The sequence below is a fragment of the Hyphococcus sp. genome, assembly GCF_965267305.1.
Lineage (GTDB): Bacteria > Pseudomonadota > Alphaproteobacteria > Caulobacterales > Parvularculaceae > Hyphococcus.
The window spans coordinates 669,526-688,751 of sequence record NZ_OZ253945.1 but is presented as its reverse complement, the minus strand read 5'-3'; the positions used below and the strand labels follow the sequence as shown (position 1 = coordinate 688,751).

The following is a 19,226-nucleotide window of genomic DNA, read 5'->3' as shown; positions in this document are numbered from 1 at the left end:
GCGCCATGTCTCCCTCCATCGACAAGCTTGACGCCGCGCGGCCGCCTTCTGCAGGGGCGCTGACGAAACGCATTCTTTCCGCCATGATCCTGATGCCGCTCGTGATTGCGGCCGTCTATCAGGGCGGGAGGGCGTTTGCGGCGATGATCGCTTTCGCTGCTGTCATCATGCTGTTCGAATGGTCGCGCATGGTGGAGCGCCGCTCTTTCACCAATGCGTTTTACGCGCTGGTTCTTGCTTCCGCCCTCGCGATGTATTTCGCCGCTTCGGGCGCCTATGACGCGGCCCTCTTCTGCGCAGCGGCGGGCGGTCTCGCCGGCGCCTGGTTCGCGAAGCGCAACAGCGGCATTGGCGTATGGTCCGGCTTCGCCGCTTTCTACATCATCATTCCTTGCATCGCGCTCATCTGGCTGCGCCTGGACGCGCCTTCGGGCAGAGCGCTTTCCTTTCTCCTCTACGGCGTTGTTTGGGCGGCGGATTCGGGCGCGTTCTTTTTCGGCAAATTCATTGGCGGGCCGAAGATCAGCTACGCGCTCTCGCCGTCGAAAACCTGGGCCGGGATCGGCGGCGGCGTTCTCGGCGGCTGCCTTGTGGGGGCGGTCTTCGGTGCATGGGCCTATGGCCCTGCGGCGGCGCTGATATATGCAGCCATCGGCGGGGTTCTGGGCGGCGCGTCGGTGCTTGGCGACCTCTTTGAATCGGGAATCAAGCGTTATTTCGGCCTGAAAGACATTTCGGGCTTCATTCCGGGCCATGGCGGGGCCCTGGATCGGCTCGACGGCATGATTTTCGCCACTTCAGCGATGACGGGGGGCCTTCTCCTCTATATGCTGGGGGAAAGGATTCAGGGGTGAATAAGGGGATGATGGAAACGCGAAGGGCTGGGGCCCGGCGGCGCATTACTATTCTTGGTTCGACCGGCTCCATCGGCGAGTCGACCTTGAGCGTGCTCGACCATGCGGGCGGCTTGGGCGAAACCGAATTCGAGATCGAAGCGCTCACCGCCAACCGCAATATCGAAAAGCTGGCGGAACAAGCGCGGAAATTCAGACCGAAATTCGTCGCCGTCGCCGATTCGACCCTCGGCGAGGAACTGAAGGCTGCGCTCGCCGGTACCGGGATCGAAACCGGCGCCGGCGAAGCGGCGGTGGAAGAGGCGGCCGCGCGCGACGCCGACTGGGTGATGGCGGCGATTGTCGGCGCCGCCGGCTTGAAGCCCACTTTGAAAGCAGCGCAAAGGGGTGCGGACATTGCGCTGGCGAACAAAGAATGTCTCGTCTGCGCCGGCGACGTCGTGACGAAAGCCATCCGCGAGGCGGGGGGCGCGCTGCTTCCCGTCGACTCCGAGCACAATGCGATTTTTCAGGTCTTCGATTTCGATCAGCCCGAACGTGTGTCGCGGCTCATTCTGACGGCGTCTGGCGGACCGTTCCGCACCTGGACGCGCGAAGCCATGGGCGAGGCGACGCCCGCTCAAGCCGTGGCGCATCCCAATTGGTCCATGGGCGCCAAAATTTCCGTCGACTCGGCGACGATGATGAACAAGGGCCTCGAACTCATCGAAGCCTCTCACATCTTCCCGGTCGATCATGAAAAGATCGAAATCCTGGTGCACCCGCAATCGGTGATTCACTCGATGGTGGAGTATTGCGACGGGTCGGTCCTCGCGCAGCTCGGCACGCCGGACATGCGAACTCCTATCGCCACGACGCTCGCCTGGCCGAAGCGCACGCCGAGCCCCAGCGCCCAGCTTGACTTCGCCAAGGTCGCGAAATTGACGTTCGAAGACCCTGATTTGATAAGGTTTCCGGCGCTTCGCCTCGCACGGGAGGCGATCTCTGCCGGCGGCATCATGCCGGCTGTCCTAAACGCCGCCAACGAAGTCGCGGTGGCCGCCTTTCTTTCAGGCGGCATCAAATTTCTTGATATCGCCGCAATTTCCGAGCAGGTACTGGAGAGATCGGGGCGACTCAACACGCCAGCGCGCCTTACTACGCTGGAAGAAGCCATGGACGCTGACGGAAGAGCGCGCGCCATGGCGGAGGAATGCGTCGCCGCGCGTGCGGCTGCGTAATAGTGGAATTTTAAGACCAGGGCGCCGCCTGACAGGACTATGTTGGAAACTCTCCTAATCCTGCCGATCTCAATCATCGCTTTCGCTGTATTGCTGATGATCATCGTATTCTTTCACGAATACGGGCATTTCTCCGTGGCGAGGCTTCTCGGCGTCAAAGTCGACGTGTTTTCCATCGGTTTCGGCAAACCGATCCTGAAATGGATCGACAAAAAGGGCACGGAATGGCGTGTCTCGGCGCTGCCGCTCGGCGGATATGTGAAATTTTTCGGCGACTTGAACGCAGCCTCTCAAGGGCCTGCGGAAGCGGCGCAGCGGCCGGCGACAACGCAGTTTCCAAGTCCGCGCGAAGCGGAGGAAGTCGCGGGCGGCATGAGCGCAGAAGAGCGGAAGGTCTGCTTCCATTTCAAACCGGTCTGGGCGCGCGCAGCGATCGTCGCCGCAGGGCCGGTCGCCAATTTCGTGCTCGCCGTTGCGATCTTTTCGGTTCTTTTCATGACGCTCGGGCGCGGCATGATCGAACCGGTTGTCGGCGGCGTTGCGGATGAAAGTCCTGCGGCGATCGCTGGTTTCGAGGCTGGCGACCGCGTCCTGTCCGCCAACGGCCAGCGTATCGAAAAATTCGGCGACCTTTATGATGCTGTCCTGGTGAGCGGCGGCGGCGAGATGCGTTTCGAGATCGACCGCGGCGGCGAGACAGTGACTATTGTCGCGAGCCCGCGCCGGATCGAAGATACGGACCGCTATGGCAACAAGATTGCGCGCTGGCAGCTTGGCATCGCGCCGCCTTCGCAGGAATATTACAGCTTCCGCAAATACGGACCAGTCGAAGCGGTCGCTGCAGGATTCGGCGAACTTGGCAGGATTTTAAGTCTCACTGTCCGGTACATCGGCAAGATTGTGCTCGGCAAGGAAGATGCGAGCCAGCTCGGCGGGCCGATCAAGATGGCCCAATATGCCGGTCAGTCGGTCATGTCGGGTTTCGATGATTCGTCTTATCGCGAACCGCCGGGTTTTCTGTTCAAGCTGCGTTCAAGCCTTATCGATTTCATTTTTCTCGCGGCGGTTGTGTCGGTTTCCATTGGATTCCTCAATCTCCTGCCGGTGCCGGTTCTCGACGGCGGGCATCTGATGTATTACGCATACGAGGCCGTCGCCGGGCGTCCCTTGGGGGCTCGGGCGCAAGCGATCGGCTTTCGGTTGGGCATCGTCCTGCTGGCGTCGCTCATGATTTTTGTGACCTGGAACGATATCAACAATCTTCTTTCATCTATTAGCTAGGGCGGCGGCATGAGTTTGTACAAGTCGGGGGGCGACGGCATTCGCGCACTGTTGAGGCGCGTTTTGATCGGACTGGGGGCGTCCGTTCTTGCAGGCCTTGGCGCTGCGAGCGCGCAGCAGGAATCGGCGCCGCAGCCGCAGGCAGCGCGTCCGGGCCTCACCGCCGAAGATCTTTTCCGCCCCGATCCCGCGCCCATCATCGCCGGGGTGCGCGTTACGGGCAATCAGCGCATCGAGGCGGAGACCGTCGGCTCTTATCTTCCTTTGCAGCCCGGGATGCCTGCGGATCAGGAGCTGCTCGACCTGTCGCTGAAAACGCTGTTCCGCACCGGACTTTTCTCCGATGTCAAACTGGAGATGCAGCCGGACAACACGTTGCTCATCACCGTCGTTGAAAACCCCATCGTCAACCAGGTGATCTATGAGGGCAACCGGCGGATCAAACGCGACAAGCTGGAGCCTGAGCTTCAGCTGGCGCCGCGCACCGTCTATACGCGCGCGAAAGTGCAGGCGGATGTCCAGAAGATCATCGAGCTTTACCGGGCCAAAGGCCGTTTCGCGACGATCGTGACGCCCAAGGTGAAGCCGCTAGAGCAGAACCGCATCGACGTCATTTTCGAGATCGACGAAGGCCCCAAGACCGGCATCGCCAAGGTCAACTTCATTGGCAATGAGAAGTTCACCGACAACGAGCTGCGCGGCGTGATCCTCACCAAGGAAAGCCGCTGGTGGCGGTTCTTCACCAATTACGACAATTACGATCCGGACCGGCTCGAATATGAGCGCCAGCTCCTGCGCGAGCATTACGGCAAGAATGGCTACGCCGATTTCCAGGTGGTCTCCGCCGTCGCCGAACTGACGCCGGACCGCAAGGACTTCTTCATCACTTTCACTGTCGATGAAGGGCCGCAATATACTATCGGCGACGTTCGCGTAAAAACGACGCTCGCCAAACTCAACGCCGAGGCGCTCGAGAACTTCGTGCCAATCAAGGAAGGCCAGACGTTCGATTCGGAACGGGTCGAGAAGGCAGTGGAATCGATCACCTTCGCAACCGGCACGGCCGGCTATGCTTTCGTCGATGTGAACCAGCGCCTCGTCCGCCACGAAGATTCGAACACCATCGACCTCACTTTCGAAGTGAACGAAGGCCCGCGGGTTTATGTCGACCGCATCAACATCAAGGGCAACACCCGCACCCTCGACAAGATCATCCGCCGCGAGGTCCGTCTCGCCGAAGGCGACGCCTTCAACCGCGTTCTTGTGGACCGGTCGCGCGCCCGCGTGCGCTCTCTCGGCTATTTCAAGGAAGTGACGATCGAGGAGAAGCCGGGCTCGGCGCCGGATCGTACCGAACTCGATGTGAATGTGGAGGAGCAATCCACGGGCTCGCTCAGCCTTGGCGTCGGCATTTCCTCTACGGAGAACTTCATCGTTGATGTCTCGGTTGAAGAGCGCAACCTTCTCGGCCGCGGTCAGTATCTGCGGTTCCGCGTCCAGGCGTCCTCGCGCACGCGGCAGGTCGATCTCCGATTCACGCAGCCTTACTTCCTCGACCGCAACCTTGCGGCGGGCGGTTCGATCTTCAATCAGCGCACGGACTATCGCGAGGCCGGCTTCATCCGGAACCGGATCGGCTTCGGCCTCAACGCCGGCTTTCAGGTGTCCGAATATGGCCGCGGCGGGCTCAACTATTTCCTGACCCGAGACAGCGTGAAAATCGATACGCTGTCGACGCAGACAATCCCGAATATGGACGACCCGCAGGATTACCTCATTCCGGGCGCCATGCCGGAAAGTCTCATTCCTGCAACTGACTCCTCCGGCAACCCGATTCTGGATAGTGACGATTTGCAGGCGCAGTTCCTGACGGCGAATGTCTGCGATTTCATCGCTCAGTCGCTCACCCCCACTTGCGAATCACGAGGCGAATTTCTGACCTCGCTCGTCGGCTTTAGTCTCAATTTCGACACACGCGACGATCCGATCACGCCGCGGCGCGGCTGGCGCGGGGGCGCAAATATTGGCATTGCGGGTCTTGGCGGCGACGTGAATTATTACCAGACCGAACTGACGGGCGCGTGGTATCATCCGATTATTGGCGACTTCATTGGTTCGCTGAAGGGCCGGATTGGATATATCGACGGCTGGGGCGGAGACGGCGTGCGTCTCTCGGACCGCTTCTTCGAGGGCGCGTCGACCTTCCGCGGCTTCGAGGTCGCCGGCGTCGGACCCCGCTATCTGACCAGCGTTCGTGACGGCGAGCTTTTCGGCCAGGCGATCGGCGCGAAGGCCTACGCCATCGGGACGGCGGAAATCCTGCTGCCATTGCCTTTGCCGGACCAATATGGCATTCGAGCGTCGCTTTTCAGCGACTTCGGCACGGTGGGTCTTGTGGATGATTCGACCAAGGCGCTGAATGACAACCCGTCATTCTATCTGGATTTCGACGGCGATCCGGCGACAGGGATAAACGGGCGTGAGTATGCGCCGATCCAGGACGATCTGGCGCTCAGGGTGACGGCAGGGGTTTCGGTAAGCTGGGATTCGCCTTTCGGGCCGGTCCGCTTTGATTTCGCCAAAATCCTGCGCAAAGAGGAATACGACCAGACGGAAGGGTTCCGTTTCAGCGCGGGGACCAACTTTTAGGTAGAGGTGTTAAAATGAAAAAACAGTTTTTTGCGATTGCGGGCGCAGCAATGCTCGCCGCAGCGGGCTTCGCCGGCGGCGCTATGATCAGCGGCGCCGAAGCGCAAAGCAATGGCAAGGCGCCGGTGATCCTCATCGTCGACCGGGCGCAGATCGTCTCCCAGACGAAAGCCGGCAAGACCATTCCCGGCCAGGCTGAGCAGGTTAAGAAGAACGTCGAGAAAGAACTCGAGGCGGAAGCGGACAAGCTCAAGAAAGACATCGAGAGCTTCCAGAAAAACGCGTCCCTGATGTCCGAGGAAGTCCGCAAGAAAACCGAACAGGAGCTCGGCGCGCGGTATCAGTACGGTCTGCCGCAACGCGTCCAGATCATGGAGCAGGCCTTCTCCGCCGCCGTGCAGCAGGCGCAAGGGAAAATCCTGGTTGAGAGCCAGCCGATCCTGAAGGACATCGTTGAAAAACGCGGCGCCACCATCCTCCTCGATCGTTCGGCGGTCATGTACGCCGCGCCGGAAACCGACGTCACGCAGGAAGTCATTGCTGCGCTCGACAAAAAATTCCCTTCGGTCGAAGTTGAAAAAGTTTCTCTCGCCGAGATCGAAAAGCAGATTCAGCAAGCGCAGGCGAAAGCGCAGGCCGCGAACAAGAAGTAGGTTGAGCGTTTTACAAATTTGCGAAACGGCCGGCGCATGCGTCGGCCGTTTCGTGTTTGAGGAGTGACGCCCCATGCCGGACAGCCGCTTTTTTGAAACCTTGGCGCCGCTGAGCGCGGGCGACGCCGCAAAGATCGCCGGCGCGCGTCTCGTAAGCGGCGACGCGAATACGGAGCTCACCCATGTGGCGCCGCTTGGCGGCGCTGGCGCCTGCGCCGTCGTTTATTGTGAAAAACTGAAAGGGATGGACGCTCTTTCCGGCAAGACTTTCGGCCTGTGTTTTGCGCCGGAGGGCGCTGAGGAAACAGCTTCATCCCTTGCCGGCGCGGTGGCGCTCGTCAAACAGCCGCGGCTTGCCTTCGCGCTGCTCGGCGCCCGGCTTCACCGCTCGCTAAAGGGGCATGAGGAGGCGTCAGTCCGGCCCCGCGGCGCGCACCCTTCGGCGTTCATTGCGGCGACGGCCGAGATCGGGGAAGACACAGAAATCGGTCCCGGCGCATTTATCGGTCCGGGCGTCGTCATCGGCGCAGGCGCGCGCATCGGCCATAATGTCACCATCACCCACGCGCTGATCGGCCCGAATGTCCGGATCCTTCCCGGCGCGCGCATCGGCCAGTCGGGCTTCGGTTTTGTTCCGGGGCCCGAGGGGCTTGTGAAAGTTCCGCAGCTTGGCCGCGTGACCATCGGCGCCGGTGTCGAGATCGGGGCCAACACCACGATCGACCGGGGCGCGCTTGAGGACACAATCATCGGGGACGGGACGAAGATCGACAATCTGGTGCAAATCGGCCACAACGTCCGCCTCGGGCGTAATTGCGTTATCGCTGCGCAATGCGGAATTTCGGGTAGTTGCGTGATTGGCGACGGCGTGATGATGGGCGGACAGGTAGGGCTTGCAGATCACTTGACCATTGGCGCGGGGGCCATGCTGGCGGCGGGGTCAGGCCACATGCGGGACGTGCCGGACGGAGAAACATGGGGCGGGCGTCCGGCCCGGCCCGTGAAGGAGTGGTTGCGCGAAACGGCGGCGCTGGCGAAAATGTCGAAAAAAAGGAACGGATAGCCACATGTCCAAAGTCGAGCCCGGAAAGAGCGTCCTTGAAGTCGACGAGATCATGCAGATCCTGCCGCATCGCTATCCGATCCTGCTTGTGGACCGGCTGGTCGATATCGTGCCGGGCGAGGGCGCAGTGGGGATCAAGAACGTCTCCTATGGAGAGCCGATCTTCCAAGGACATTTTCCTGAAAAGCCGGTCCTGCCGGGCGTCTTCATGATCGAGGCCATGGCGCAGACAGCCGCCGCTTATACTTCGTACACGGAAAATCTTGATACGGAAGGGAAGATCGTTCTTTTCATGGGCGTCGACAAAGCGCGCTTCCGCCGCCCGGTCGTGCCGGGGGATCAGGTGCGGATCGCGGTCCGCACCGTGCAGCGCCGTCCGCCGGTCTGGCGTTTCGAAGGCGTCGCCACAGTTGACGGCAAGAAAGTCGCGGAGGCGAATTTCTCCGCCATGCTCGCCCAGTCCCTGTGAGCGTTAGCCTATGAATATTCATCCGACCGCTATTATCGATGACGGCGCCAAACTCGGGGATGTGGAGATCGGTCCCTATTGCCGCGTCGGCGACGGCGTCAGGTTGCACGACGGAGTCGTTCTCAAAAGCCATGTAGTGATCGAGGGACCGACGGAAATCGGCGCTGGCACACTGATCTATCCGTTCTGCGTTCTTGGCGAGCCGCCGCAGCATCTCGGCTGCAAGGGCGACGGCGCCCGTCTGGTGGTCGGTGCCGGCAACATCATTCGCGAACATGTCACCATGCATCGCGGCACCATCGCGGGCGGCGCGCTGACGAGCGTCGGCGACGGCGGATTTTTCATGGTGGGCTCCCACGTCGCCCATGACTGCCATGTGGGCAACAAGGTTATTTTCGCCAACGGCGCCGCCATTGGCGGGCATGGCCTGGTAGGCGATTTCGCTTTTCTCGGCGCTTTTTGTGCGATCCACCAGCATTGCCGGATCGGAGACCATGCGTTCATCGGCGGCTGCGCCGCGGTGACGACGGATGTCATCCCTTACGCCTCCGCCGTCGGCAATCACGCAAGGCTTGTCGGGTTGAATGTGGTCGGATTGAAGCGCCGCGGTTTTTCCCACGAGACGATCCACAATATACGCGCCGCTTACCGGATGCTGTTTTTCGGCGAGGGCGTTTTCCGGGATCGTCTGGACGCGGTCCGCGAGAAATACGGCGCCGACGCCGAAGTGGCGCGCGTCATCGAGTTCATCGATGCAGGCAAGGCCAGGTCGCTGATGACGGCGGCGCGCGAGGACTGATGGCCCGCTGGCGCAAGCTGGGAATCATCGCAGGCGGCGGCGCGCTGCCCGTCCGCATCGCCGCCGCCTGTGCGGCGCAAGGCGCAGATCACTACATCGTCCGGCTGCTAGGCGCCGCCGATCCCTCCCTTCGTGACTCGCCCGGCGATGATTGCGCCATCGGCGAGGCGGGCAAGATCATCCGCCTTCTCAAACAGGAAAACTGCGACGCTGCGGTGTTTGCGGGGATCGTTCAGCGTCCGGACTTTTCAAGCCTTAAAGCCGACTGGCGCGGCGCCGCCCTGTTGCCGAAGATCATCGCGGCGGCGGCGCGCGGCGACGGCGCCATTTTGTCGGTGCTGGTCGAGACGCTGGAATCCGAAGGTCTCATCGTCATCGGCGTCGAGGAGGCGGTGCAGGAATTGACGGCGCGCGCCGGGGCGTTCGGCGCTTATACGCCGTCTGATGTGAATTTCGGCGACATGCGCAAGGCGGCTGAAATCGTCCATGCGCTGGGGCCGTTCGATGTGGGGCAGGGCGCGGTCGTCGCCAAGGGGCTCGTTCTCGCCATCGAGGCAGCGGAGGGCACTGACGCCATGCTCGACCGCTGCGGAACATTGCCGAATGGGATCGCGCAAGGCGGCGTTCTTGTAAAGCGCCCGAAACCTGGACAGGAGCTGCGCATCGACCTGCCTGTCATCGGGACGGAAACCGTTCGCCGTGCGGCGCGAGCCGGTCTCGCCGGGGTCGCCGTCGAGGCGGGCGTAGCGCTGATTATCGACGCGGACGAAGTCGCCGCCCTCGCCGACGAAAAGGGATTGTTCGTCTACGGATTTACGGCGCAGGAAGTCGCCCCCCGCTGAAGGAAAGGCGCCATGAAAATTCTTCTTTGCGCGCTTGAGCCTTCTGCGGATGCGCTTGGCGCCGCGCTGATGAAGGCGCTGCAGGACAAACGTCCGAATGTGAACTTCATCGGCTGTGGCGGCGCCTTGATGGAAAAGGAAGGGCTGACAAGTCTTTTCGAGATCGCGCCGTTTTCGGTTCTTGGCCCGGTGGCGGCGCTCAGCCTTTTGCCTCGGGCTCTGAAGGCGGCGGATGCGCTGGCCGATCTCGCGGCCGATGAAAAACCCGACGCCGCCATTTTCATCGACTCCTGGTCCTTCGCGCGTATCGCCGCCGAAAAATTCCAGAAAAAAGCGCCGGAGGTGAAGCGGTTCAAATATGTGGCGCCGCAGGTCTGGGCGTCGCGACCGAAGCGTGCAGAGAAAGCGGCGCAGCTTTTCGACGGCGTCATGTGTCTCTTCGATTTCGAAACGCCCTATTTCGAAGCCGTAGGCGCGAAGACGCGCTTCGTCGGCCATCCGGGGTTTCAGGCGGCGCGTGACCGCAAGGTCGACAAGGCGGCGTTCCGGCGCAAATTCGGTCTGGGCGAGGGGCCGCTCCTCGCCGTTCTGCCGGGAAGCCGCGCCAGCGAGCTCGCCCGTCTCGGCGCGCCCTTCCGCGACACGGTGAAACGCGCCGCCGATGCGGTTCCGGGCCTACGCATCGTCATTCCCGCCGCGCCCTCGGTGGCGAAGGATTTGCCAGAGTATCTCGCCGGATGGCCAGGCGCTCCCGTCATCGTTGAGGGCGACGACCGCCCTGACGCTTTCGCCGCCGCAGACGTCGCGCTCGCCGCGTCGGGCACAGCCGCATCGGAACTCTCCATCATGGGAACGCCCATGGTGGTCGCCTACAAGCTCGACCTCCTGACCGAGCTTTGGGTGCGGTCGATCTTCACCATCCGGTATGCGGCGCTCGCCAATATCGCGGCGGACCGGGAGGTGATCCCGGAATTCCTGCAGCGGCGCTGTACGCCGGAGCTGATGGCCCCGGCGCTTATCGCGCTCTTGAAGGGCGGGCCCGAACGCGAGGCGCAGCTTTCGGCCCTGCCCGAGATCGTGCGCGGCTGGACCGGCGGCGACCGTCCGGCGGCGGAAATGGCCGCTGAGGCCGTTCTCGATTGGGTTAACGCCTGAAAAACGCGGCCCGGCTATTGAAAGCGCCGCTCAGCGGCCTTAATGCAGGGCCTTGGCCTAGGGGTGTAGCTCAGTTGGTAGAGCATCGGTCTCCAAAACCGAGGGCCGGGGGTTCGAGTCCCTCCGCCCCTGCCAGTTTCCAGCACGCGATTCATTGTTAACCGCCCGGATTTTGCCGTCGGGGCGCGAACCTTGCTAAAGATACGGCAAAGAAACATGCCGGGAGGCCCCATGCCGCGCAGTCTGAGAGTGTTCGCCGCCGCCATTGTCGCCATAGGACTAAGCGCCTGCGGGGGCGGCGGCGATTCCACCGCTGCGGAGCCGAAAGCCGCCGAGGCGAACGAGGCGCAGCTTCTCGTGAGAACATCCTCAGCGCCGGCTGAAAAACCGGCTCCCAAGGCGCCCCTGATGCAGGTCGGCCCGTGGTTTCCGGCCTCCTTCAACATAGAAGAGCCTTTTATCGACCTCATTCACGGCGGCGGCCCGTTTTGGGAAACGGATTCGGTCCGGATGAAGGAGTTGCTTGAAAACGGCGTGGTCGACAAAAGCACGCTGCTGCCGACCCGTCTTCCCGACGCCAAATGGCTGCGGAGCGATCTCTATTTCACCGGCAACTCTCCCGAAATGCGGCTGCACTGGGACGGGGAGTGGGTGCTTGAGTGGGAGGGCGACGCCGATTTCATGATCGAGTTTCTGCCGCGGGAGCTGCAATGGCCCGACACGAAAAACAGCATCATCTTCACGCGAGACTTTAAGCGCGGCAAGACGCCGGATCATTCCCGCCTGCAATTGCGCCGCCTGAAAGGGCCGCTGAAAGGGCTGCACCTATACCGCAAGGAAAACGAAGCGGCTTTCAAGGCTGGAAAAATCTTCAATCCCAAATTTGTCGAAGCGGTTTCCAAATACGACATCGTGCGCACGATGGATCTGCAATCAGCCAACGCCGCGGTGATCCGTTCCGTCGACGATCTTACATCCATGACGACGCCTTATTGGGGCGCGACGGATTGGGGCAACGCCACAGGCGAGCCCTGGTACAAATTCTCAAACCCGAAGCAGGGCATGCCCATTGAAGCTGCTTTCCGTCTCGGCGTGGAGGCGGGCAATCAAGTCTGGTTCCAGGCCCCGATGACGCTGGGCGCGCCGGAGCCGTTTTTCAATTTCCGGCCGGACGACGACAGGCGCGATGTCTGGGCCCACCGGTTCGGCGAAGCCGCAGGAAAAGCGGCGCCGCAGGTTCTCGAAAGCGAGGAATGGGATCGCTATGCGGACGCCTTCGTCGAGGCGCTGATCGCCAGCGATTATCCATCGGACAGACCGCTTTATGTGTCCATCGCCAACGAAGTCTGGAATTGGTCCGGGCATTACTTTCTGACCACCAAATATGCGCAGCTCATGGGCGAGGGGCTTCAGGGATACCTTCCCATCTCCAATATCGGCGCGCGCGAGGCCTATGGCGCCATGGTCTCGCGGTTGAAACTCGCCATTGACGATGCGCTTGAAGAAGCGGGGCGGGACCAGAAAATCATTTATGTGATCGAAGGTCAGGCTGCGTGGATTGAAATGACCGGCGCTGCGCTGAGCGGCGCGAAGGCCTATATGGATAAGCACGGTGAAGACTGGGCGTCGCACGCGCCGGACTTCGGCGTCTCCGTCGCTTCCTATTGGGGCTATAATGAAGGCGTGACCGAAAGCGGGATTGATCCCAGCAATCTCGCCGCGCTTGAGGACCATTTCCTGAACGGCTCCGAACGGTTTCTGGGCACCAAGGCCAATGTTCTGAAGCTGTTCCGCGGCGCGGAGCGCGAAGGCGCGAAATATGGCGTGAAATTGATCGGCGCCTATGAGGGCGGCCCGCATTTCACGCGCCCCTGGAATCAGGGCCCTGACGGTCGGCGCGACTACCTCATGACCGAGGACGAATATCGGGAGTTCATCTGGGGCGAGAGGGGCGGCCGGGTGAATTACGAGATCAACAAGGCGCTGGCCGAGGAATTTCCGGGGATCATCCTCTCCAATTACGCGCTTGCAGGGACGCCCGGCGGCCAACCCTGGTTCGAGGGGCCGCTCGGGGCCCAAAACCCCTATGCCCGCTCCTGGGAGGCCCTGATGGCCCTGGAAGCCGAGGGCCTGGCGGACTGATTGCGGCTGATTTTCAGGGCCTTCTTCCCCATCCCTTCTTGACGGGCCCGCGAAAAGGTTTACCTAGAGCGGCGTCTTCCGAAATCCTCTGGAGATCTTCAAAAGCGCGGGACCCGCGCACGAGAAGCTGTGTCCGGAGGAGGGGGGAGCGTTCAGACCCATTAAGCCCGGATATGAGGCGGCGAGATATGGCGAAAAAGAAAAAACCGGCCGGCGGACCTGACGTCATCGAAGGCAAGGCGACCGAGGTCAAAAAGAAAAAGCGCACGAGCCCGCTCGAATTCATTCAGCAGGTCCGAAACGAAGCGGCCAAAGTCACCTGGACGACGCGCAACGAAACGCTCGTTTCGACCGTCATGGTGCTGATCATGGTGGCGATCATGGCGCTCTTCTTCTTCGGCGTGGATCAGGGGCTGCGGTTTGCAGTCTGCCACGTCCTTCCCATCGACTGCGTCGGCGCCAACAACTAACATTTCAACGGACGGAAAACCGCCATGGCGAGCAACTGGTACATCGTTCACGCATATTCGAACTTTGAAAAGAAGGTCGCGGAAGCGATTCAGGCCTCCGCAAAGGACAAGGGCCTCGATCATCTGATCGAGGAGGTCTTTGTGCCCACAGAAGAAGTCACTGAAGTGCGCCGTGGCCGCAAGATCAATACCGAGCGCCGCTTCTTCCCCGGTTATGTGCTCGTCAAGATGACTCTCAGCGATGAGACCTACCACCTCATCAAGGAAACGCCGAAAGTGACGGGCTTTCTCGGCTCCGGCAACAAGCCCATGCCGGTCCCGCAAAAGGAAGTGGACCGCATCCGCGGCGTCATCGAGGAAGGCGAGACCCGTCCGCGCTCGACCATCACCTTCGAGATCGGAGAGAATGTGCGCGTCGTCGACGGACCGTTTGCGTCGTTCTCCGGTGTTGTCGAGGAAGTCGACGAAGACTCTGAACGTGTCAAGGTCGCGGTCTCGATCTTCGGCCGCGCGACGCCCGTGGAGCTTGAATTCACGCAGGTTGAAAAAGCCGCCTAGATCGATGCGGCGGACAAAGCTTGCCTGGCGCGCAGGCGCTTGAGCGTTGCAACGTCAAACCAGTAATTCACCGGATCGAGGCGCGGGCGCAATGACGCCAGCGCCTCTTGCGTATAAATATCGTAAATCGTCTCCGGCATCGCCGCCGCGCCATTTTCCTTGAGCAGACGATAAAGCACCTGCTTCTGGAAATGCCGCTCTGAATAGCGGCGCAGGCGCCGGCGATAGAGGTTGAAGTCGCGCCAGTTCGCCTGCAGCGAGTCGAATTCGAACGTTGCGTCCTCCGCGATGACGATGCGGTCACGGTGACTGTCGTCAGAACCGCCCTGAAGATCCGTCAGCAGCAAATAGGTGATCAGCCCGTCTTCTCCCTTTGCGCCGAAGGGAAGCCGCAAGTCCCTTTGCCGGAACGCTGCCACGGCCGCGCCGGAGAGGGCGTAAAGATTGCCGGAAAGGTAATTGTTGAGAAGAAGCAGCGTCGCCCAGCCGCGCCGGCTGCGGCCTGCGGCAGGGAGAGCCGCCGCCGCATAAGCCTCCGGACTGCGCCGAAGCGCTTCTGCAAGCGCCGTTATCGCGCCTTCGCTCGCCGTGATGTCGCCATCCATGAACACATGAGTTTCGACCGACGAGTCGGCGATCCTATGCGCATAGTCGTTCCAGGCGTTGGCCTTGTCGCCGACGGGAAGTTCATGAGCGGTGATGCGGGCGTCCGCTTCTGCAAGAGAACGCGCCGCCGCAGCGGTATTGTCCGTACAGCCATTTATCAGGATATGAATCTTGTCGGCGTCTCCGAGCCCCGCCGCGCCGAGGGCGCCGACGCAGGAGGGCAAGCGCTGCTCCTCATTGCGTGCAAAGATGCAGATGGAAACGCTCATAAGCGTCTTTTATCACTGCGTCGTTTTCAGGTGCAGAGTGAAATCCGTAAACTTCATCTCTTAACCATCTTTTTCGGCGGGCGCCGGATGGGTGGAAGGATCTGTATCTTCGAATGTTTCATGATAGCGCTCAGGGGAGTGACGCGCCGCCTTGCGCACCAGAAAGTCGAACCAGCGCCAGCGCCGGCGCATGGCGAGAATGAGGGGCCGCGCGGCCGGATTGGCGGCGGCGATCATGATGAGGCCGAGAATGACCAGCGGCGCGCCGAGGGGCAGCGGCGAAAAGGCCGCGATCAGCCCATAGATCATGAGCACGATCCCGGTCAGCGTCGTCGCCAGCCTCGCTATCACGCCGTTTTCTCCTCCTGCGCCCGCGACTTGAGCCGCGCCGCCTCTAGCATGTAAGCTTGCCCGTAAAGAAATCATAGAAGGAGGAGACGGATCATGCCCGACCACGGAGATGTGGGCGCGCCCCGCGCCAAATTCAAAGCCATGACCGAAGGCACGCAGGAAGACTGGATGACCATCGCCAGCCAGTTCGTTCCCTTCGCCGCCAATGGCGGGGCGCGCGTGCTCGATCATCTCCGGCTTCTCAAAGGCGATTATGGCGGCTTTCCCGTGGACCGGCTCGAACACTGCCTGCAGACGGCGACGCGGGCCCATCGCGACGGGCGCGACGAGGAATATGTGGTCTGCGCGCTGCTCCACGACATCGGCGACACGCTCGGCGCTTATAATCACCCGGACATCGCGGCGGCGATTTTGAAGCCGTTCGTCTCCGAGAAAAATCATTGGATGGTTGAAAAGCACGGCATCTTTCAGGGCTATTACTTCTTTCATTATCTCGGCATGGACCGCGACATGCGCGACCAGTTCCGCGGCCACGATCATTATCAGCATACGGCGGAGTTCTGCGAGAAATACGACCAGACGGCGTTCGATCCCGATTACGAGTCGATGCCGCTTGAAGCTTTCGAGCCCATGGTCATGAAGCTTTTTCAGGCGCCGAAGCAGTCTGTCTACAAGGCGGCGCTCAGCGAATGACGGCTGGCCTTATCGTTTTCTGAATCAAAAGCCCCGGCGCGTTTCCGTGCCGGGGCTGGTATATTCCAGATGCTAAAATCGTTGTTTAGTTGGTGCGCACCGTCAACTGGAAGCCGACAATGCGCGGCTCGTTGACGAAACCTGTCAGGTTGTTGAAGTCGATGCCGCCCTTGAGGTTTTCGGCGTCGAGAATGTTGCGCGCGAAGAAGGCCGCTTCATAAGCGCCGCTGTCGGCGCGATAGCCGAGACGCACGCCGCCTTCGGTGTTGCCGCTGGAATTGAATTCCGCGGATTCATAGAGGAAGAAATTGGTCTTGCCCTGAACCGCCCAGTCGGTGTTGACGAAGAACTCGCCATGATCCCGGAAGGGCAGCGTATATTCGGCGAAGACGTTGAAGGTGAGCTCCGGCGCATTGGGGAACGGATTGCCGTCGATCAGCGCCTGGCCGAGGCCGTTCAACGGGTCGAGCACGGTGCACTGGCCGGAGCCGCAGGGCGCTGTCGCCAGCGTCTCATCCTTGATTTCGGTGTTGTTGTAGCTGAAGCCGCCGCTGACGAAGAAATTCTCCGTCAGAACCGCTTCGACGTCCGCCTCAAAGCCCCAGCCGACGCCCTTGTCGGCGTTAATCACCTGGTTGACGTTGCCGGCGCCGCCGATGATCGAAAACTGCTGATCGTCGACAGTGTAATAGTAAGCCGCGGCGTTGAGGCGCGCGCGATTGTCGAGAAGTTCGGATTTGAAGCCGGCTTCGTAGGAAAGGATCGTCTCTGAGGTTGCGACCGTCTGCGGATCGACAGCGCCGGAGAAAGCGGCGAAGGCGACATCGCGGCCCTGAATGGTCGGCCCGCGGAAGCCGCGCGCCACGCGAGCGTAGAGATTGAAATCATCGCTGACTTTATAAAGCCCGCTCACATCCCATGAAAAATCCTCGTCGGAGGCGGATGTCGGGTTGACCGTCACCAAAGGCGGCAGGGTCACGGCGCTGAAGTCGCGGTCGTCCTCGGTGTAGCGCACGCCCGCCGTCACCGTGAAACGGTCGGTGAGGTCATAGGAACCCTGGCCGAACACGGCCCAGCTTTCATTTTCGTGCTGCAGCGTCGTCAGCGGCGGGAAGCCGTCGCCAACGGTGGAGACGAGGGCGTCCGAGTCGAAATAATAAAATCCGATCTGCCAGTCGAAAACATTGTCGCCGCTCGAGGCGAGCCGGATTTCCTGCGTGAACTGGTCGAGATCGTCGATGGAATCCTGCGTATCCGACGGGAACGGAATGAAACCGGGGAACGGCCCGGTGGAGTAGAACGCGCCGCCGTCGATGTCGCCGCGGCTTAGGCTCGAAGCGGTTTCGTAAGCGGTGATGGACGTGAAGGTGACGCCGCCGAGATTCCAGTCGAGTTTCGCCGAGCCGCCCCAGCCGTCGGATTCCTGCGGGTTGTTGGCGCCGCCGTCGTACCAGACCGTGTCGCGCTTGAAATTGCCGTTCAGCTCGTTGCTGCCCGGGCTCAAAATATTGGCGCGGAAGAGAGCGGACGTGCCTTCATAGTCGCGGCCATGAACATTGAGGAGGAGACTGACCGCCTCTGTCGGCGTGAACAGCACCTGCAGGCGGCCCGCAAGCTCTTCAAAACCGCCCATCACATCGTCTTCGCCGGTGAAGGCGTTGTCGACCCAGTCGTCGCGGCGCTGATAGAGGCCGGAAAGACGGACGGACAAAGTGTCGGCGATGATCGGCCCGCCGATCCCGCCCTGGGCCGTCACGGTGTTGAAGGTGCCATAGGCGACCTGCGCAATGGCGTCGAACTCGTCGGATGGTTTCACCGTGGTGAATTTGACGACGCCGGCCGGGGTGTTTCTGCCGAACAGCGTTCCTTGCGGTCCGCGCGAGACTTCGACCTGCTGGATGTCGAACAGGGGCGCGCTTTTCAGCACCACGTTTTCCATCACGACTTCATCGATGACGATGGAGACAGGCTGGGAGGCCGCGACGTCGAAATCGACGTTGCCAAGACCGCGAATGTAAAAGCGCGGCGCGAGGCGGCCGTTGGAGGATTCGGCGTAAAGGCTCGGCACGCGCGCGGAGAGGGCGAGAATGTCTTCGCCCGCCGCTTGGATGCCGGCAAACCGCTCAGCCGACAGCGTTTCGACGGAGATCGGCACCTCCTGCAGGTTTTCTTCGCGCTTTTGCGCCGTGACGATGATGGTGTCGAGCCCGCCCTGTGCGAAGGCAGGCCCCGCCGTCAAGGCGATGGCGGAAACGCCGGCGGCGAGCGCAGCGCGCGCCGTAAGATTGAAAATTGCCATTGAAAATTTTTCCCGAAAGCTGAGAGCCATGCCGCATTTTTGCACCCTCGGGGATTGGAGGTTAAACATAAATGACAATGTTGTGACAGACAAAATGCAGCTGCGGCGCGGAAGATGCGCAAGCGTTGCGCAATTGCAACCGTCAGGCGACGAGCGTCCGGCTGTAGAAAAATGCGTAATCCGTTTCGCAAGCCCGCGCGATCGATTCCATTTCCGGCGAGAGACGCAACGCGTGCGCTTTATAGGGTTTGAATCCCGTTGAGGCGTTGACGGCGTCATACCAGTGCGGCGCCCAGGGGCCGTCGCTGGCGCGCGGGCCTGCCGGCCAGCTAAGCATCTTTTCCGAAAACGGCATGCCGAGGGCGGCGCAGAGCGCGCGCAAGGTTTTCTCAGGCGCTTTGAGGACATCAGCGGCGTCGATCACGGGCGCCGGCCGCTGTTCGTAGAGCCGCCGCTGGATGCGATAGGAATCGATGATTGGCGACACGTCGTCGAGCTTGTTCTTGTAGGACGCCACCATGGCGCGGGGGTCGCGGATCAGGTGAAACACCCGCGCGTCTTTCAGCCAATCAAAGTCGTGCGCATATGCGAAATGAAAGCTGATGTGTTTTTCGAAAGAATAATCGGCGCCGTCTCGGGCGTTGAGTTCGTCCGCGACCGTCTTCCAGTCCGACGACTGTGCAGCCAGCGTTTCTTCACGAAGCGGATGTTTGGCGCCGCTTGCGTTTAAATAGCACGCATAAAACGGCTCATCGGCGACAATGCAGTCGTCGCGGTTTTCGAAACTGCGCATCATCGTCGTGGAGATGTTGCGCGGTCCCGAGAGCATGGCGATGCGAATGGGCGCCATTGG

Annotated in this window: 18 protein-coding genes and 1 tRNA gene; 15 read left to right on the top strand and 4 right to left on the bottom strand. The window is 61.3% G+C overall.

All coding sequences use genetic code 11. The annotated features are described in order from the left end of the window. Positions 1 to 5: 5 nt before the first annotated feature. The 14 genes from ACQY5P_RS03245 to nusG all read left to right on the top strand — a co-directional run bounded on the left by ACQY5P_RS03245 (position 6) and on the right by nusG (position 14,155). The gene (locus ACQY5P_RS03245) at positions 6 to 854 is read left to right on the top strand and encodes a phosphatidate cytidylyltransferase (protein ID WP_428409410.1); all 849 of its coding nucleotides are present in this window, start codon (positions 6 to 8) and stop codon (positions 852 to 854) included. Positions 855 to 865: 11 nt separating this feature from the next. Beyond that, positions 866 to 2,074: a 1-deoxy-D-xylulose-5-phosphate reductoisomerase gene (locus tag ACQY5P_RS03240; RefSeq protein WP_428410623.1), complete on the top strand. Its 1,209-nt coding sequence runs from the start codon at positions 866 to 868 to the stop codon at positions 2,072 to 2,074. A 39-nt stretch (positions 2,075 to 2,113) separates the two neighbouring features. Further along, positions 2,114 to 3,355 (top strand): M50 family metallopeptidase, encoded by a 1,242-nt coding sequence (locus ACQY5P_RS03235; RefSeq protein WP_428409409.1) that lies wholly within the window; start codon positions 2,114 to 2,116, stop codon positions 3,353 to 3,355. A gap of 9 nt (positions 3,356 to 3,364) precedes the next feature. Next, positions 3,365 to 6,004, top strand: a complete 2,640-nt coding sequence (bamA, locus tag ACQY5P_RS03230) for an outer membrane protein assembly factor BamA (protein WP_428409408.1) — start codon at positions 3,365 to 3,367, stop codon at positions 6,002 to 6,004. Between the two features lie 14 nt (positions 6,005 to 6,018). Then, a complete protein-coding gene (locus ACQY5P_RS03225) occupies positions 6,019 to 6,657 on the top strand; it encodes an OmpH family outer membrane protein (RefSeq protein ID WP_428409407.1) in 639 nt (212 codons plus the stop codon). Positions 6,658 to 6,730: 73 nt separating this feature from the next. Further along, positions 6,731 to 7,720, top strand: a complete 990-nt coding sequence (gene lpxD / locus ACQY5P_RS03220) for a UDP-3-O-(3-hydroxymyristoyl)glucosamine N-acyltransferase (RefSeq protein WP_428409406.1) — start codon at positions 6,731 to 6,733, stop codon at positions 7,718 to 7,720. 4 nt (positions 7,721 to 7,724) lie between these two features. Beyond that, entirely contained in the window at positions 7,725 to 8,189 is a 465-nt protein-coding gene (fabZ, locus tag ACQY5P_RS03215; protein WP_428409405.1) for a 3-hydroxyacyl-ACP dehydratase FabZ, read from the top strand. A 10-nt stretch (positions 8,190 to 8,199) separates the two neighbouring features. Then, on the top strand, positions 8,200 to 8,988 hold the full coding sequence (lpxA, locus tag ACQY5P_RS03210) for an acyl-ACP--UDP-N-acetylglucosamine O-acyltransferase (RefSeq protein WP_428409404.1): 789 nt from the start codon (positions 8,200 to 8,202) through the stop codon (positions 8,986 to 8,988). Continuing rightward, the gene (locus tag ACQY5P_RS03205; protein ID WP_428409403.1) at positions 8,988 to 9,830 is read left to right on the top strand and encodes an LpxI family protein; all 843 of its coding nucleotides are present in this window, start codon (positions 8,988 to 8,990) and stop codon (positions 9,828 to 9,830) included. Before lpxA ends, ACQY5P_RS03205 begins: the two co-directional genes overlap by 1 nt. A 12-nt stretch (positions 9,831 to 9,842) precedes the next feature. After that, positions 9,843 to 10,985, top strand: a complete 1,143-nt coding sequence (gene lpxB, locus ACQY5P_RS03200) for a lipid-A-disaccharide synthase (protein ID WP_428409402.1) — start codon at positions 9,843 to 9,845, stop codon at positions 10,983 to 10,985. Between the two features lie 59 nt (positions 10,986 to 11,044). Then, positions 11,045 to 11,120 (top strand) — tRNA-Trp (locus ACQY5P_RS03195). A 96-nt stretch (positions 11,121 to 11,216) separates the two neighbouring features. Next, positions 11,217 to 13,127 (top strand): hypothetical protein, encoded by a 1,911-nt coding sequence (locus ACQY5P_RS03190; RefSeq protein ID WP_428409401.1) that lies wholly within the window; start codon positions 11,217 to 11,219, stop codon positions 13,125 to 13,127. Between the two features lie 188 nt (positions 13,128 to 13,315). Continuing rightward, a complete protein-coding gene (gene secE, locus ACQY5P_RS03185) occupies positions 13,316 to 13,597 on the top strand; it encodes a preprotein translocase subunit SecE (RefSeq protein WP_428409400.1) in 282 nt (93 codons plus the stop codon). Between the two features lie 24 nt (positions 13,598 to 13,621). Next, positions 13,622 to 14,155, top strand: a complete 534-nt coding sequence (gene nusG / locus ACQY5P_RS03180) for a transcription termination/antitermination protein NusG (RefSeq protein WP_428409399.1) — start codon at positions 13,622 to 13,624, stop codon at positions 14,153 to 14,155. Here nusG and ACQY5P_RS03175 read toward each other — a convergent pair. After that, positions 14,152 to 15,030, bottom strand: a complete 879-nt coding sequence (locus ACQY5P_RS03175) for a glycosyltransferase (protein WP_428409398.1) — start codon at positions 15,028 to 15,030, stop codon at positions 14,152 to 14,154. The genes nusG and ACQY5P_RS03175 overlap by 4 nt on opposite strands. A gap of 60 nt (positions 15,031 to 15,090) precedes the next feature. Beyond that, positions 15,091 to 15,381, bottom strand: a complete 291-nt coding sequence (locus tag ACQY5P_RS03170; RefSeq protein ID WP_428409397.1) for a hypothetical protein — start codon at positions 15,379 to 15,381, stop codon at positions 15,091 to 15,093. A 93-nt stretch (positions 15,382 to 15,474) separates the two neighbouring features. On the opposite strand from ACQY5P_RS03170, the gene ACQY5P_RS03165 reads away from it, so the two are divergent. Continuing rightward, a complete protein-coding gene (locus ACQY5P_RS03165) occupies positions 15,475 to 16,074 on the top strand; it encodes an HD domain-containing protein (protein WP_428409396.1) in 600 nt (199 codons plus the stop codon). Between the two features lie 85 nt (positions 16,075 to 16,159). Here the strand turns inward: ACQY5P_RS03165 and ACQY5P_RS03160 are convergent, their stop codons facing one another. Together ACQY5P_RS03160 and ACQY5P_RS03155 are read right to left on the bottom strand one after the other, a co-directional pair. Next, positions 16,160 to 18,373: a TonB-dependent receptor gene (locus tag ACQY5P_RS03160; protein ID WP_428409395.1), complete on the bottom strand. Its 2,214-nt coding sequence runs from the start codon at positions 18,371 to 18,373 to the stop codon at positions 16,160 to 16,162. Positions 18,374 to 18,515: 142 nt separating this feature from the next. Further along, on the bottom strand, positions 18,516 to 19,223 hold the full coding sequence (locus ACQY5P_RS03155; RefSeq protein ID WP_428409394.1) for an HAD family hydrolase: 708 nt from the start codon (positions 19,221 to 19,223) through the stop codon (positions 18,516 to 18,518). Between the last annotated feature and the right edge of the window lie 3 nt (positions 19,224 to 19,226).

What these genes read in the sequence shown, in the direction of transcription:
- ACQY5P_RS03175 (WP_428409398.1), bottom strand. Translation starts at nt 15,030, where the DNA reads ATGAGCGTTTCCATCTGCATCTTTGCACGCAATGAGGAGCAGCGCTTG.
- ACQY5P_RS03165 (WP_428409396.1), top strand. Translation starts at nt 15,475, where the DNA reads ATGCCCGACCACGGAGATGTGGGCGCGCCCCGCGCCAAATTCAAAGCC.
- ACQY5P_RS03240 (WP_428410623.1), top strand. Translation starts at nt 866, where the DNA reads ATGGAAACGCGAAGGGCTGGGGCCCGGCGGCGCATTACTATTCTTGGT.
- ACQY5P_RS03235 (WP_428409409.1), top strand. Translation starts at nt 2,114, where the DNA reads ATGTTGGAAACTCTCCTAATCCTGCCGATCTCAATCATCGCTTTCGCT.
- fabZ (WP_428409405.1), top strand. Translation starts at nt 7,725, where the DNA reads ATGTCCAAAGTCGAGCCCGGAAAGAGCGTCCTTGAAGTCGACGAGATC.
- lpxB (WP_428409402.1), top strand. Translation starts at nt 9,843, where the DNA reads ATGAAAATTCTTCTTTGCGCGCTTGAGCCTTCTGCGGATGCGCTTGGC.
- lpxA (WP_428409404.1), top strand. Translation starts at nt 8,200, where the DNA reads ATGAATATTCATCCGACCGCTATTATCGATGACGGCGCCAAACTCGGG.
- secE (WP_428409400.1), top strand. Translation starts at nt 13,316, where the DNA reads ATGGCGAAAAAGAAAAAACCGGCCGGCGGACCTGACGTCATCGAAGGC.
- ACQY5P_RS03160 (WP_428409395.1), bottom strand. Translation starts at nt 18,373, where the DNA reads ATGGCAATTTTCAATCTTACGGCGCGCGCTGCGCTCGCCGCCGGCGTT.
- ACQY5P_RS03225 (WP_428409407.1), top strand. Translation starts at nt 6,019, where the DNA reads ATGAAAAAACAGTTTTTTGCGATTGCGGGCGCAGCAATGCTCGCCGCA.
- ACQY5P_RS03205 (WP_428409403.1), top strand. Translation starts at nt 8,988, where the DNA reads ATGGCCCGCTGGCGCAAGCTGGGAATCATCGCAGGCGGCGGCGCGCTG.
- nusG (WP_428409399.1), top strand. Translation starts at nt 13,622, where the DNA reads ATGGCGAGCAACTGGTACATCGTTCACGCATATTCGAACTTTGAAAAG.
- lpxD (WP_428409406.1), top strand. Translation starts at nt 6,731, where the DNA reads ATGCCGGACAGCCGCTTTTTTGAAACCTTGGCGCCGCTGAGCGCGGGC.
- bamA (WP_428409408.1), top strand. Translation starts at nt 3,365, where the DNA reads ATGAGTTTGTACAAGTCGGGGGGCGACGGCATTCGCGCACTGTTGAGG.
- ACQY5P_RS03245 (WP_428409410.1), top strand. Translation starts at nt 6, where the DNA reads ATGTCTCCCTCCATCGACAAGCTTGACGCCGCGCGGCCGCCTTCTGCA.
- ACQY5P_RS03190 (WP_428409401.1), top strand. Translation starts at nt 11,217, where the DNA reads ATGCCGCGCAGTCTGAGAGTGTTCGCCGCCGCCATTGTCGCCATAGGA.
- ACQY5P_RS03155 (WP_428409394.1), bottom strand. Translation starts at nt 19,223, where the DNA reads ATGGCGCCCATTCGCATCGCCATGCTCTCGGGACCGCGCAACATCTCC.